At 69.1% G+C, this 13,545-nt stretch carries 12 protein-coding genes and 1 tRNA gene; 2 read left to right on the top strand and 11 right to left on the bottom strand.

Annotated elements, in window-relative coordinates:
- Positions 1-204 precede the first annotated feature (204 nt).
- Entirely contained in the window at positions 205-1,641 is a 1,437-nt protein-coding gene (gene pyk / locus B7L92_RS35565; RefSeq protein ID WP_081241327.1) for a pyruvate kinase, read from the top strand.
- A 21-nt stretch (positions 1,642-1,662) separates the two neighbouring features.
- Here pyk and B7L92_RS35570 read toward each other — a convergent pair whose 3' ends face one another.
- Positions 1,663-2,442 carry a hypothetical protein gene (locus B7L92_RS35570; protein WP_081241328.1) on the bottom strand — a complete coding sequence of 260 codons (780 nt, stop codon included), beginning with the start codon at positions 2,440-2,442 and terminating at the stop codon, positions 1,663-1,665.
- Positions 2,443-2,530: 88 nt separating this feature from the next.
- Positions 2,531-2,613, bottom strand: a tRNA-Leu gene (locus B7L92_RS35575).
- A 97-nt stretch (positions 2,614-2,710) separates the two neighbouring features.
- Between B7L92_RS35575 and B7L92_RS35580 the strand changes: the two genes are divergently transcribed.
- Positions 2,711-3,367: an ANTAR domain-containing response regulator gene (locus B7L92_RS35580; RefSeq protein ID WP_081241329.1), complete on the top strand. Its 657-nt coding sequence runs from the start codon at positions 2,711-2,713 to the stop codon at positions 3,365-3,367.
- An 85-nt stretch (positions 3,368-3,452) separates the two neighbouring features.
- On the opposite strand, the gene B7L92_RS35585 is transcribed toward B7L92_RS35580, so the two are convergent.
- The 9 genes from B7L92_RS35585 to B7L92_RS35625 form a co-directional block, all read right to left on the bottom strand.
- Complete coding sequence (locus B7L92_RS35585; RefSeq protein WP_081241330.1) at positions 3,453-4,169, bottom strand: ABC transporter ATP-binding protein; 717 nt, start codon at positions 4,167-4,169, stop codon at positions 3,453-3,455.
- A complete protein-coding gene (locus B7L92_RS35590) occupies positions 4,166-5,077 on the bottom strand; it encodes an ABC transporter ATP-binding protein (RefSeq protein WP_081241331.1) in 912 nt (303 codons plus the stop codon). The genes B7L92_RS35585 and B7L92_RS35590 overlap by 4 nt, the downstream gene beginning before the upstream one ends.
- Before the next feature lie 5 nt (positions 5,078-5,082).
- Positions 5,083-6,909: a branched-chain amino acid ABC transporter permease gene (locus tag B7L92_RS35595; RefSeq protein WP_081241332.1), complete on the bottom strand. Its 1,827-nt coding sequence runs from the start codon at positions 6,907-6,909 to the stop codon at positions 5,083-5,085.
- Positions 6,910-6,914: 5 nt separating this feature from the next.
- A complete protein-coding gene (locus B7L92_RS35600; protein WP_081241333.1) occupies positions 6,915-7,847 on the bottom strand; it encodes a branched-chain amino acid ABC transporter permease in 933 nt (310 codons plus the stop codon).
- A 113-nt stretch (positions 7,848-7,960) separates the two neighbouring features.
- Positions 7,961-9,193 (bottom strand): branched-chain amino acid ABC transporter substrate-binding protein, encoded by a 1,233-nt coding sequence (locus tag B7L92_RS35605; protein ID WP_081241334.1) that lies wholly within the window; start codon positions 9,191-9,193, stop codon positions 7,961-7,963.
- Positions 9,194-9,481: 288 nt separating this feature from the next.
- Positions 9,482-10,084, bottom strand: a complete 603-nt coding sequence (locus tag B7L92_RS35610; protein WP_081241335.1) for a Tat pathway signal sequence domain protein — start codon at positions 10,082-10,084, stop codon at positions 9,482-9,484.
- Positions 10,085-10,086: 2 nt separating this feature from the next.
- On the bottom strand, positions 10,087-10,515 hold the full coding sequence (locus B7L92_RS35615) for a hypothetical protein (RefSeq protein WP_081241336.1): 429 nt from the start codon (positions 10,513-10,515) through the stop codon (positions 10,087-10,089).
- A gap of 83 nt (positions 10,516-10,598) precedes the next feature.
- Positions 10,599-11,087, bottom strand: coding sequence for a hotdog fold thioesterase (locus tag B7L92_RS35620; protein WP_081241338.1), 489 nt, complete (start codon positions 11,085-11,087; stop codon positions 10,599-10,601).
- Positions 11,088-11,184: 97 nt separating this feature from the next.
- On the bottom strand, positions 11,185-13,467 hold the full coding sequence (locus B7L92_RS35625; protein WP_081241337.1) for an FdhF/YdeP family oxidoreductase: 2,283 nt from the start codon (positions 13,465-13,467) through the stop codon (positions 11,185-11,187).
- Positions 13,468-13,545 lie beyond the last annotated feature (78 nt).

The raw sequence follows: 13,545 nt of genomic DNA on the forward strand, positions 1-13,545 counted from the left end.
CGCGCGACGACTCCGACCTGAGCACGCCGCCCCGAACAGACCCTCCGGGTTGCGACCCGACGGCCGGTGTTCGACCCTCCCCATATGCTCATCGGAATAGCCCGCAGCACACTTCAACCTTCGTCAACAACCTTTCACCGACAGGCCGTTGGGTCGTCACGCGCCACCAAATCGCTACCCGTCGGTAAGCCCTAGGGTCGAACCATGCGCCGAGCGAAGATCGTCTGCACCCTGGGCCCCGCCACCGACTCGTACGACCAGCTCAAAGCCCTGGTCGACGCCGGAATGGACGTCGCCCGATTCAACCTCAGCCACGGCAGCCACGCCGAGCACGAGGAGCGCTACCGGCACGTCCGCAAGGCCGCCGACGAGACCGGCCGCAGCGTCGGCGTCCTCGCCGATCTCCAAGGCCCGAAAATCCGCCTCGGCCGCTTCACCGAAGGCCCCGTACTCCTCGAAGCCGGCGACACCTTCACCCTCACCGTCGAAGAAGGCGCCCAGGGCGGCCGCCACGGCTGCGGCACCACCTACGACGGCCTCGCCACCGACGTCACCCCCGGCGAACGCATCCTCGTCGACGACGGCAGGGTCACCCTCGAGGTCACCGCCGTCGACGGCCCCCGCGTCCGCACCACCGTCGTCGAGGGCGGCATGGTCTCCGACCACAAGGGCCTCAACCTCCCCGGCGTCGCCGTCTCCGTCCCCGCCCTGTCCAAGAAGGACGAGGACGACCTCCGCTGGGCCCTGCGCACCGGCTTCGACATCATCGCCCTCTCCTTCGTCCGCACCGGACGCGACATCAAGGACGTCCACCGGATCATGGACGAGGAGGGCCGCCGCCTCCCCGTCATCGCCAAGGTCGAGAAACCCCAGGCGGTCGAGAACATCGAGGACATCGTCGCCGCCTTCGACGGCATCATGGTCGCCCGCGGGGACCTCGGCGTCGAAATGCCCCTCGAACAGGTCCCCATCGTCCAGAAGCGCGCCATCAAACTCGCCAAGCGCAACGCCAAGCCGGTCATCGTCGCCACCCAGATGCTCGACTCGATGATCGACAACGCCCGCCCCACCCGCGCGGAGGCCTCCGACGTCGCCAACGCCGTCATCGACGGCACCGACGCGGTCATGCTCTCCGGTGAGACCAGCGTCGGCAGGCACGCCGTCGAAACGGTCCGGACGATGGCCCGCATCGTGGAGGCCGCCGAGGAGGACATCCTCGCCCGGGGCCTCCCGCCCCTGACCGAACGCAACAAGCCCCGCACCCAGGGCGGAGCGGTCGCCCGGGCCGCCGCCGAGATGGGCGACTTCCTCGGCGCGAAGTTCCTCGTCGCCTTCACCCAGTCCGGCGACACCGCCCGCCGCCTCTCCCGCTACCGCTCCCCGATCCCGCTGCTGGCCTTCACCACCAACCCGGCCACCCGCTCCCGGCTCAGTCTCACCTGGGGCGTGGAGACCTTCCTCGGCCCGCACGTGGACACCACGGACGCGATGGTCGAACAGGTCGACGAACTGCTGCTGGAGTACGGCCGCTGCGAGAAGGGCGACACGGTCGTCATCACCGCGGGCTCCCCGCCGGGGGTCCCCGGCACGACGAACCTCGTCCGGGTCCACCACATCGGGGAGGGCGACACCGCCGACTGAGGGACCCCGGGCCCCGGCCGGTCAGTACTTGGGGCCCACGTGGAGGTCCATGAGGGCGACGGAGGCCTTGCGGGCGACGGAGATGTTGAAAGGGTCGCTGCCACGGGCCAGAGTGGTCCACTCGACGCCGACCTTGTCCAGCGTGTCCGTGAAGAGCTTCCTGATGTCGTCCGACTTGTTCGTGAAGAAGTACCGGGGGTACTCGTAACGTTTGCGCTCACCGGCCACCATGCGGGTCGTCCAGTTGGTGATCCGGCAGCCGTCCGAGTGAATGAGGCCGCGGATGAACTCCCAGGGGTGGTCGTCGACGACGGCCTGTTGCCAGGGCTCGAGGGCGATGAGTCGTTCGTGCTTCCTGCCGGGGCCGTGCTGAGGGAACATACAGGTCCAGTGGCCGGTGTAGGACTTCACTTCGATGCAGCCGGTCTTGTGGCGTCGCCCGATGCTGGGCGACGCCATCACCCTACGCATGGCGTTTTCGGCGGCCGTGATCAGACCGGGCTGCTCGGCGTTGCAGAAGATGGACAGGTGGCGTTGCTTGGGCTTGGAGACGATGTGACCGTCGCCGAGGTAGAGGCCCAGTAGGTATGCGTACGCGACTCTGTCGAAGTCGCGGTTTGTGCATTTAGGGCAATCCGTCGGCTGCTGATAGATCTCACCGCGCAGCTTGCGGTCTTCGCAACGCCACCAGCCGACGGTGCCTCGGGGGATGTTCAACTGGTCCGCGACCACACGATTCGGGACGCCCTGACGCATCAGTGCGACAGCATGCGCGCGGATCGAAGGACTGTGCTGCTCCATGGGATCACTGTGTGTCAGTGATCGTTGCTTTGAGCGTCAAAAAGCGGAGAACCACGCGAACGCGATCCTCCGCTTACTTGGAATGGAGTGCCGGGTGCGGGATTCGAACCCGCAAGCCCTCTCGGGCAGATGTGTTTGAGACATCCGTGTATGCCGTTCCACCAACCCGGCAGGACTGGCATCCGGAATCATACCGGGTCACCCTTGGTCGCCGCCTCTAGGTACGCTCTTGTCAGCAGTACCGTCTGTCCCGCACCAAGGAGCCCACGTGAGCGCCCCCGAGCCGCCCCAGCCCGTAGACGTGCCCGACGACGACAAGTCGCACGTGCCTCCGCTGACGACGCGCGTCGTGATCGCCGAGGACGAGGCCCTGATCCGGCTCGACCTCAAGGAGATGCTGGAGGAGGAGGGGTACTCCGTCGTCGGTGAGGCCGGTGACGGTGAGCAGGCGGTCGAGCTGGCCCGTGAGCACCGGCCCGACCTGGTGATCCTCGATGTGAAGATGCCGAAGCTGGACGGTATCTCCGCGGCGGAGAAGATCGCCGAGGAGCGCATCGCCCCGGTGCTGATGCTGACCGCGTTCTCGCAGCGTGACCTGGTGGAGCGGGCGCGGGACGCGGGGGCGATGGCGTATCTGGTGAAGCCGTTCAGCAAGAGCGACGTGGTCCCGGCCATCGAGATGGCGGTGTCGCGGTTCACGGAGCTCAAAGAGCTGGAGCGCGAGATCGCGGACCTGAGCCAGCGGTTGGAGACGCGGAAGCTGGTGGACCGGGCGAAGTCGGTGCTGCAGACGCAGTACGGGCTGACGGAGCCGGCGGCGTTCCGGTGGATCCAGAAGACGTCGATGGACCGGCGGATGTCGATGCAGCAGGTGGCGCAGGCGGTCATCGACGACGCGGAGGAGAAGAAGGCGTCGAAGGGGTGAGTCCCCCGGTGGCGAGAGGCCCGCACCCCTTCAGGGGCGCGGGCCTCTCGCCGTGTGGGCCGGGTGGTGGCCCGGTCGGACGGTCTCAGTCCTCGCCGAGGTAGGCCTTGCGGACGGATTCGTCGTGGAGGAGGTTCTGTCCGGTGCCGGAGAGGACGATGTTGCCGACCTCCATGACGTGGCCGTGGTCCGCGAGGGAGAGGGCGGCCTGGGCGTTCTGCTCGACGAGCAGGATGGTGGTGCCCTGGGACTTGAGTTCGGCGATGGTCGCCATGATCTTCTGCATCATGATCGGTGAGAGGCCCATGGAGGGTTCGTCGAGCATGAGGAGTTTGGGCTGGGACATCAGGGCCCGGCCCATGGCGAGCATCTGCTGCTCTCCGCCGGAGAGGGTTCCGGCGGCCTGCTTGCGGCGTTCCCCGAGGATGGGGAAGAGGTCGTAGGCGCGCTGGATGTCCTTCTCGATGCCCGTCTTGTCGCTGCGGAGGAAGGCACCGAGGCGGAGGTTGTCCTCGATGGTCATGCGGGGGAAGATGTGCCGTCCCTCGGGGGAGTGGGCGAGCCCGAGGGAGACGATCTTGTGGGCGGGGATCTTCTTGAGCGACTTGCCGTTGAACTTGATCTGGCCGCCGACGGGCTTGAGGAGCCCGGAGAGCGTGCGCAGGGTGGTGGTCTTGCCGGCGCCGTTGGTGCCGATGAGGGTGACCACTTCGCCGGCGTCGACGCTGAACGAGATGCCCTTGACGGCCTGGATCTTGCCGTAGGCGACTTTGAGGTCCTCGACTTCGAGGAGTGCGGTCATCGGTCGTTCTCCTTGCCGGGCGCGGCGTCCGTGGCGGCCTCGGCCGCGGCTTCGGCGGCTTCGACTTCGGCGGCCTCGGCGGCGCCGGGGTCGTTCTCCATGGGTTCACCGATGTAGGCGGCGATGACGCGTTCGTCGCCCTGGACGGTGGCGGGGTCGCCCTCGATGAGTTTCTGGCCCTGGACGAGGACGGCGACGCGGTCGCAGAGGTTGAAGATGAACCGCATGTCGTGCTCGATCACGAGGACGGCGGTGCCCTGGTCGCGGATGGCGAAGATGAGTTCTTCGGCGGCGCGGGTCTCCTGGGGGTTCATGCCGGCGGTGGGCTCGTCGAGGAGCAGCAGGCCGGGTTCGCTGGCGAGGGCGCGGGCGATCTCGAGCTTGCGCTGTTCGCCGTAGGGGAGGTTGCGTGCGAGGTGGTCGGCCTTGTCGGCGAGGCCGACGAACTCCAGGAGTTCCGTGGCGCGTTCGCGGGAGGCCGCTTCGGCCTTGTGGAAGCCGGGTCCGCGCAGGACGGCCGACCAGAAGCCTTCCTTGGTGCGGGTGTGGCGGCCGACGAGGACGTTCTCGAGGACGGTCATGTTGGCGAAGAGCCGGATGTTCTGGAAGGTGCGGGCGATGCCGGCGGCGGTGACCTTGAAGGACTTGGGCGGCAGGAGCTTGCCCTTGTAGCGGACCTCGCCCTCGGTGGGGATGTAGAGGCCGGTGAGGCAGTTGAAGAAGGTGGTCTTGCCGGCGCCGTTGGGTCCGATGAGGCCGACGATCTCGCCGCTGCTGACGGTGAGGTCGACGTCGCGGACGGCGGTGAGGCCGCCGAAGCGCATGGTGACGCCGCGCGCGTCGAGGACGGTGGTGCCGGGGGCGGGTGCGCCCGGGGTGGTGTCCTTGGTGGTGGTGTCGGTGGTCATGGTGGTCAGGCCCCTGTCTTGCTCAGGACTGCGGGCGCGTCGTGGTCTTCGTGGAACTCCAGTTGGCGGCGCCGGTTGGGGATGAGGCCCTCGGGCCGGAAGCGCATCAGCAGGACGAGTGCGAGGCCGAAGGCGAGGAGTTGGAAGTCGCCGAGGAACTGGAGTTTGTTGGGGATCAGGAAGAGCAGCGCGGCTCCGATGAGGGGTCCGGCGATGGTGCCCATGCCGCCGAGGACGACTGCGGCGAGCAGGAAGGCGGAGTTGGGCGGGGTGGTGCCGGCGAACAGGTACTGCTCGGGGGTCACGGTGTAGGTGACGTGTGCCTGGACGGTTCCGGCGAGGCCGGCGAGGGTGGCGCCGACGGCGAAGGCGATGAGCTTGACGCGGAAGCCGTTGATGCCCATGGCGAGGGCTGCCGTCTCGTCCTCGCGGATGGCGACCCAGGCGCGGCCGATGCGGGAGTCGCCGCTGCGTCGGAAGACGAGGACGACGACGGCCGTGATGAGCAGCATCAGGAAGAAGTAGTTGGCGAACCGGCCGATGGTGAAGCCGGCGATGTCGTGCTCGATCCCGAAGTCGAAGCCGAGGATGTTCAGGTCCGGGATGGACGCGATGCCGTTGGAGCCGTTGGTGAGGTCGGGGCCGGAGGTGCCGTCGGTGTTGTTGACCGCGATCCGGAAGATCTCGCCGAAGCCGAGGGTGACGATGGCGAGGTAGTCGCCGCGCAGTCGCAGGGTCGGGGCGCCGATGAGGACGCCGAAGATCAGTGAGGCGACGGCTCCGACGAGTACGGCGGCCCAGAAGGGGAAGTGGACGCCGAACGGTGAGCTGGGGGAGCCGGAGACGAGTGCGGCCGCGTAGGCGCCGACGCCGAGGAAGGCGACGTACCCGAGGTCGAGCAGACCGGCGAGTCCGACGACGATGTTCAGGCCGAGGGCGACGGTGGCGAAGATGAGGATGTAGACGCCGAGGGTGGCGTACTGGTCGTCGGTCTGGGTGAAGGGGAAGCAGGCTGCGGCGATGAAGGCGCCGCAGACGGTGATGTTCTGGTGCCGCGCGGTGATCTGCGAGGCGTGGGCGATCAGGCCGGAGCGGTTCAGGGCGGCGAACCCGAAGCCGGCGGTGATCAGGAAGCCGACGAAGAGTTCGTCGTACTCGGTGCCGATGCCGTAGGTGAAGACGACCAGGGCGAGTGCCAGGACGGCGACGATGATCAGGATCTCGGCGTAGGACGGGAGGGCGCGCACGGGGCGCGGGCTGCCGGAGGTGAAGGCCGCCCGGAGGGTGGTCCAGCGGTGGCCGGTGTCGTGCTTGAAGCGTTCCCAGCCGGTTTCGTCGGGGTCGATGGGGTCGGGTTCGGGTCGTTCGAAGGGGAGGGCGAGGGCGCCGAGGAGGGCTATGAGGGTGGCGGCGGCGGCGAGGTAGCCGCCGGGTTCGAGGTTGACGAGGCCGCCGAGCTGGAAGCTGATCGCGAGGATGGTGTACCAGGCGGTGGCGAAGGTGCCGAGGGTGGCGTACTTGACGGCCGCGTCGGCGCCGGCCGGGGTGAGCCAGCGCAGTCCTTTGACGCCGTAGGAGGCGAGTGAGAACAGCGTGGCGAGCGCGCCGCCCACGAGGACGAGGACCTGGAGTCCGCCGGGGTAGCCGTAGTAGGTGAGGTCGCCGGGGAATTCGGCGGTCCAGGTCCACGCGAGGAAGGTGGAGACGACGGCGAGGGCGCTGCCGCCGGTGGCGAGGGCGCGGCCGAGGTGCGGGGGGATGCCGATGAGGCCGGTGGGGGCGTCCGCGGCGGGGGTGGCCGTGGTGGTCGAGGCGGTGGTCTGTGTGGTCATCGGTGTCACGCCCTGTCCGCAACGCGCTCGCCGAGCAGGCCCTGTGGCCGGAACAGCAGTACGAGGATGAGGAGGATGAAGGCCCAGACCTCGGCCCAGGACTGGCTGCCGAACTGGTGCAGGCCGGGGATGTCGGCGATGTAGGCGGTGGCCAGGGTTTCGACGATGCCGAGGACCAGGCCGCCGATCATGGCGCCGTAGATGTTGCCGATGCCGCCGAGGACTGCCGCGGTGAAGGCCTTGAGGCCGAGGATGAAGCCCATCTTGAAGTCGATCTGGCCGTACTTGAGGCCGCTGGCGACGCCTCCGACGGCGGCGAAGACGGCGCCGAGGGCGAAGGCGATCACGATGATGCGGTCGGTGTTGACGCCCATGAGCTTGGCGGTGTCCGGGTCCTGGGCGGTGGCCTGCATGCCGCGTCCGGTGCGGGTGCGCATCACGAAGTAGGCGAGGAAGGCCATGCTGATGGGCGCGGCGATGAGGAGGAAGATGTCGCCGGTCTGGATGGTGGCGCCGCCGATGGTGAAGGGGCCGCCTTCGATCTGCGGGAAGGCCAGCTTGGACTTCGCCTCGGGGTAGAAGGCCCAGACGGCCTGCTGGAGCGCGAGGGAGAGTCCGATGGCGGTGATGAGCGGGGCGAGGCGGGGGGCGCCGCGCAGGGGGCGGTAGGCGAACCGTTCCGCCCCGATGGCGACCAGGACCGAGACGATCACGGCGCCCAGCAGCATCAGGGGCAGCGCGACCCAGATGGAGGTGCCGTCGGGCAAGAGGTACAGATGGACCGTGATGGCGCCGAAGGCGCCGACCATGAAGATCTCGCCGTGGGCGAAGTTGATGAGCTGGACGATGCCGTAGACCATTGTGTAGCCGATGGCGACCAGGCCGTACATGGATCCCAGTAGCAGGCCGTTGACCAGCTGCTGCGGCAGTTCGTTCACCGCATGTCCTCCGAGACTTTCGGAATGTTCGACGGATGGGGCCGGATGCGAGTCCGCGCGGGGCGCCAGTGGAACAGCGCCCCGCGCGGCTCGTGGGAGTGGTGCTGGCGGTGTCAGCCGGTGAAGGTGCCGGACTTCACGGTGCCCCAGTCACCGTCCTTGACGGAGTACACGGTGAGCTGCTTGTTGGTGGCGTCACCGAACTCGTCGAAGGAGACCTTGCCGGTCACTCCGTCGAAGGAGACGTTCTGCATGGCGTCGACGACCTTGGCGCGGGCGTCGTCGGGGAGCTTGCCGTCGTTGTCCTCGACGACCTTCTTGACGGCCTCGATGATCGCCCAGGCGGAGTCGTAGGAGTAGCCGCCGTAGGCCTCGTAGGCCTCCTTGTAGCCGGCCTTCTCGTAGTTGGCGACGAACTCCTTGGCGGAGGGGAGGTCCTCGACGGGTGCGCCGACGGAGGTGGCGAGGTCGCCGGTGCCGGCCGCGCCGGCCAGCTTGATGAAGTCGGCGCTGTAGATGCCGTCGCCGCCGACCAGCGGGATCTTGGCGCCGGCTTCCTTGATCTGCTTGCTCAGCGGGCCGGCCTGCGGGTACTCGCCGCCGTAGTAGACGACGTCGGCGCCGGAGTTCTTGACCTTGGTGGCGACGGCGCTGAAGTCCTTGCTCTCGGGGTTGATGTGCTCGGTGCCGACGACCTTGCCGCCGAGCTTCTTGAACTCCTCGGTGAAGGTGGAGGCGAGGCCGGCGCCGTAGGTCTTCTTGTCGTCGATGACGAAGACCTTCTTCTTCTTGGCGTCGTTGTAGACGTACTGCGCGGCGAACGGGCCCTGGATGGCGTCCGTGGTCGCGGTGCGGAAGTACGACTTGTACGGCCGGACCTTCTCGGTCTGCCAGTTCACGCCCTGGGTGAGGGCGGGGTTGGTGTTGGCCGGGGAGACCTCGACCAGCTTGGCGCTGTCGAAGACCTTCTGCATGGACTCGCCGACGGAGGAGTTCAGCGGGCCGACGACGCCGAGGACGTCGTCGTTGGCGACGAGCTTGGTGGCGTTCTGCTGGCCGACGGAGGCCTGGCCCTGGTCGTCGAGGGCTTCGATCTTGAAGGTGATGCCCTCGACGTACTTCTTCTCGTTGGCGGTCTTGGCCGCGAGGTCGACGGAGTTCTTGATGCCGAGGCCCAGCGCGGACAGGTCGCCGGTCAGCGGCGCGTCGACGCCGATGACCACGGTGGTGCCACCGTTGCCGGAGTCCGAGCTGCCGCCGTCCTCGTCGCGTGAGCCGCAGGCGGTGAGGGTGAGTGCTCCCGCCGCCAGCGCGGCGGTGATGGCGATGAGTGAACGTTGACGCACGATCCAGTCCTTTCCCCTGACAGCCGATTCCGGGTGGAAACAGCCGAGTCGAGCGCTGGGCCGAAGTGAGAATCAGGCGGCGCGGTGACTGGCGGTGACTCTAAGCGCGGGTGGGGAATGCGGAGGAGACTCTGGCCAATGCTGTGACGCTCTTGTTATGACACGACGTATTGCAGAGCGGTACTGAGTGGGGGGAAGGGCAGAATTCTCGCCGGTTTGCCCGGTCCGGATGGTGAGAAACCGCAGGACCGGATGGGGGTCGTTCAGGTGTATCAGCGGTTTTGGTGATTACCCAAAGTCGTTGCTGCAGGCGACTTCCAGGCCCCGGGAGAGGTCCCGTGCGTACCGCGGGCCGAGGATGAAGCTGTGTGCCTGTATTGCGCGCGTATTACGTAGAGTTACGTCCAGGAAAGGGAGTCCGACGTTCCGCGGCACTTTTCCGCATTCCGCCACCTGCATGGTGATCGTGATCTTGCGGGGGGATCCTGCTTTTGTCCGGAAAGGGGTGCGTGGGCTGGAGACCACGGACAGGCCCGCGTATGGCTGGGAAATGCGCGTGACGGTTACCGGAAGATCGGATTCCACGATCATCTCCACGTCGAAAGCGAAGCTCCGCGAAGCGGTTCCCCGGCTGTTGGCCTGCGGTTTCAGGTAACGGATGAGGGTCACCTGGGTCGGGTGCGGCGGGGTCGGCGGAGGGGCCGGCCGGGGCCGGGTGGCGTAGAGGTGACCGCCGCCCGCGAGGACGGCGACGGCGAGGAGCGTGGCGAGCGCGGCCCCGCGGTGCCGCCCGTACAGCCGTGCGAGGGCCTCGCGGCGCGGGCGGGGCGGAGGGGAGGCGTCCTGGGCGCGGGTGCCCTCTCCCGGCTCCACCGGGCCGATCCCGCTCATCGTCAGGGTCCCCCGCCCGGTCCGCCGGCGCGATACCGGGCGGCACACCCCTCGCGCGCCTGACGGTCGATCAACTGGCCGATTTTCGCCGTTCCTCGGCGCTCGGCGGCCCGCGCGGCGTCGACCACCTCGCGCAGGATGTCGTACTGCCCGCCGGACAGTCCCATGGACTGGTAGTCGCCGTAGGTGCGGCCCTCCAGCACCCTGCGCGACCAGTGGCCGACGATCTTCGTGCACAGGTCCTCGTCGGACGTCACCCGCGGTGACGGCGAGGAGGTGCGGCCGCTGCCCGTTCCGGCCGGCGGGGCGCCCTCCGTGCGGCCGGAGCCGGCCGCACCGCACCCGGTCGCCAGGACGCCCGTCACGAGCGCGGCCACGAGACACGTCCCGAACGCCCCCGCCGCCGGCGGGCGGATGCCTCCCCGTCGCATGTCCCGAACGCTAGGACCGCTCGCTGTCCGGAGGCAATGGCCGTGCGGTGCGGGGCGGTCGGGCCCCGCACCGCCGCGCGGGCTCAGCCCGCGCCGTTGACGCGCTCCGCGTCCTTCGGGGTCACGTCGCGCAGCAGGCAGGTCAACCGCGCGGTGCACACCCGCCTGTCCGCCTCGTCGGTGATGACGATCTCGTACGTCGCCGTGGACCGTCCCCGGTGCACCGGCGAGGCCACCCCGGTGACCAGTCCGGAGCGCACGCCGCGGTGGTGGGTGCAGTTGAGGTCGACGCCGACCGCGATCTTGGAGCTGCCGCCGTGCAGCATCGACCCCACCGAGCCCAGCGTCTCGGCGAGCACGGCGGAGGCGCCGCCGTGCAGCAGGCCGTAGGGCTGGGTGTTGCCCTCCACCGGCATCGTCCCGACGACCCGCTCGGCCGAGGCCTCCAGGATCTGCACGCCCATCCGCGTGCCCAGATGGCCCGCGGAGAACAGCGCCTGCAGGTCCACGCCGAGCGCGGCGTACTCGTCGATGACCTCTTGCGGGAACTTCACGTGCTGCTGCTCTCCCATGAGCCCGGCTCCGTTCGTCGTGATCACTGCGACCGACCGCGCGGGCGCGCCGCTTCCTGCCGCGCCGCGCCCTACCGCGCTGTCGCTGAGCGAACGCTCAGTCGGCCGCAGATTGTTCCAGACGCACCACGACGGACTTGCTGGCCGGGGTGTTGCTGGTGTCCGCGGTGGCGTCGAGCGGCACCAGGACGTTGGTCTCCGGGTAGTACGCGGCGGCGCAGCCGCGGGCCGTCGGATAGTGCACGACGCGGAAGCCGGGCGCCCTGCGCTCCACGCCGTCCTTCCACTCGCCGACCAGGTCGACGTACGCGCCGTCCGCGAACCCCAGTTCCCGCGCGTCCTCAGGGTTGACCAGCACCACCCGGCGGCCGTTCCTGATGCCCCGGTAGCGGTCGTCGAGGCCGTAGATCGTGGTGTTGTACTGGTCGTGCGAGCGCAGCGTCTGCAGCAGCAGCCGTCCCTCGGGCAGTTCCGGGTACTCCACCGGCGCCGCGGTGAAGTTGGCCTTGCCGGTGGCCGTGGGAAAGCGACGCTCGTCGCGCGGGGCGTGGGGGAGCGCGAAGCCCTCGGGGCGGGCGGCCAGGCGCGCGTTGAAGTCCTCGAAGCCGGGGATCACGCGCGCGATGCGGTCGCGGATCGTGGCGTAGTCCTTCTCGAACTCCTCCCACGGCACCACGCTGTCCGCGCCGAGGACCCGGCGGGCCAGCCGGCACACGATGGCCGGCTCGGACAGCAGGTGCGGGCTCGCCGGCTCCAGCCGGCCGCGCGAGGCGTGCACCATCCCCATGGAGTCCTCGACCGTCACGAACTGCTCGCCGCCGTCCTGGAGATCGCGCTCGGTGCGGCCCAGGGTCGGCAGGATCAGGGCCCGCGCGCCCGTGACGGCGTGCGAGCGGTTCAGCTTGGTCGACACGTGCACCGTCAGCCGGGCCCGCCGCATCGCGGCCTCGGTGACCTGGGTGTCGGGGGAGGCGGAGACGAAGTTGCCGCCCATGGCGAAGAACACCTTCGCACGGCCGTCGCGCAGGGCCCGGATGGCCCGTACGACGTCGTAGCCGTGCTCGCGCGGCGGGGCGAAGCCGAACTCCTTCTCCAGGGCGTCCAGGAAGGCCGGCGCGGGCCGTTCGAAGATGCCCATGGTGCGGTCGCCCTGCACGTTGGAGTGGCCGCGCACCGGGCACACGCCCGCCCCCGGACGGCCGATGTTGCCGCGCAGCAGGAGGAAGTTGACGATCTCGCGGATCATCGGCACGGAGTGCTTGTGCTGGGTGAGGCCCATCGCCCAGCACACGATGACGCGCCGCGAGTCGAGGACCATCCGCAGGCACCGCTCGATGTCCTCGCGCGTCAGACCGGTCGCGGTGAGCGTCCCGTCCCAGTCGGCGGCGCGCGCGGCCTCGGCGAACTCCTCGTAGCCGTGGGTGTGTTCACGGACGAACTCCTCGTCCACGGCGCCCGGGGTGTCGAGGATCAGCTTGTTGAGGAGGCGGAAGAGGGCCTGGTCGCCGCCGAGGCGGATCTGCAGGAACAGGTCGGTCAGGGCGGCGCCGGTGGTGAGGCCCTTGGGGGTCTGCGGGTTCTTGAAGCGCTCCAGGCCCGCCTCGGGCAGCGGGTTGACGCTGATGATCCGCGCGCCGTTCGCCTTGGCCTTCTCCAGGGCGGACAGCATGCGCGGGTGGTTGGTGCCGGGGTTCTGCCCGGCGACGATGATCAGGTCGGCCCGGTAGAGGTCCTCCAGCAGGACGCTGCCCTTGCCGACGCCGATCGTCTCCGACAGGGCCGAGCCGGAGGACTCGTGGCACAGGTTGGAGCAGTCGGGCAGGTTGTTGGTGCCGAGCTCGCGCGCGAACAGCTGGTAGAGGAAGGCCGCCTCGTTGCTGGTGCGCCCGGAGGTGTAGAAGAGGGCCTCGTCGGGGGAGGAGAGGGCGCCGATCTCCTCGGCGACGATGTCGAAGGCGCGCTCCCAGGTGACCGGCTCGTAGTGGTCGCCGCCCTCCGGGAGGTACACGGGGTGGGTCAGGCGGCCCTGCTGGCCCAGCCAGTAGCCGCTGCGGCCGGCCAGGTCGGCGACGGAGTGGGCGGCGAAGAACTCGGGGGTGACCCGGCGCAGGGTGGCCTCCTCGGCCACGGCCTTCGCGCCGTTCTCGCAGAACTCCGCCCGGTGCCGGTGCTCCGGCTCCGGCCAGGCGCAGCCCGGGCAGTCGAAGCCGCCCTTCTGGTTGACGTCGAGCAGCGTCAGCGCCGTGCGCTTCACACCCATCTGCCGATGGGCCATGCGCAGTGTGTGACCGATCGCCGTCAGGCCCGCCGCCGCGTGCTTCGGCTCGGCGACCTGCGGCGCGTCCTGGACCGGATCACCCTTGGGCGGCTTCGTGGCCATCGCGCACTCCCCTTCGCGTACACCTGTGAGGTGGTCCTCGATCCTCCCACGCGGTGCCGGCGGCGGGCCTGACGGCGA

Source organism: Streptomyces viridosporus, assembly GCF_002078235.1.
Lineage (GTDB): Bacteria > Actinomycetota > Actinomycetes > Streptomycetales > Streptomycetaceae > Streptomyces > Streptomyces viridosporus.

Coding starts and splice junctions, on each gene's coding strand:
- pyk (WP_081241327.1), top strand. CDS start 205: ATGCGCCGAGCGAAGATCGTCTGCACCCTGGGCCCCGCCACCGACTCG.
- B7L92_RS35570 (WP_081241328.1), bottom strand. CDS start 2,442: ATGGAGCAGCACAGTCCTTCGATCCGCGCGCATGCTGTCGCACTGATG.
- B7L92_RS35585 (WP_081241330.1), bottom strand. CDS start 4,169: ATGACCGCACTCCTCGAAGTCGAGGACCTCAAAGTCGCCTACGGCAAG.
- B7L92_RS35590 (WP_081241331.1), bottom strand. CDS start 5,077: ATGACCACCGACACCACCACCAAGGACACCACCCCGGGCGCACCCGCC.
- B7L92_RS35595 (WP_081241332.1), bottom strand. CDS start 6,909: ATGACCACACAGACCACCGCCTCGACCACCACGGCCACCCCCGCCGCG.
- B7L92_RS35610 (WP_081241335.1), bottom strand. CDS start 10,084: ATGAGCGGGATCGGCCCGGTGGAGCCGGGAGAGGGCACCCGCGCCCAG.
- B7L92_RS35615 (WP_081241336.1), bottom strand. CDS start 10,515: ATGCGACGGGGAGGCATCCGCCCGCCGGCGGCGGGGGCGTTCGGGACG.
- B7L92_RS35620 (WP_081241338.1), bottom strand. CDS start 11,087: ATGGGAGAGCAGCAGCACGTGAAGTTCCCGCAAGAGGTCATCGACGAG.
- B7L92_RS35625 (WP_081241337.1), bottom strand. CDS start 13,467: ATGGCCACGAAGCCGCCCAAGGGTGATCCGGTCCAGGACGCGCCGCAG.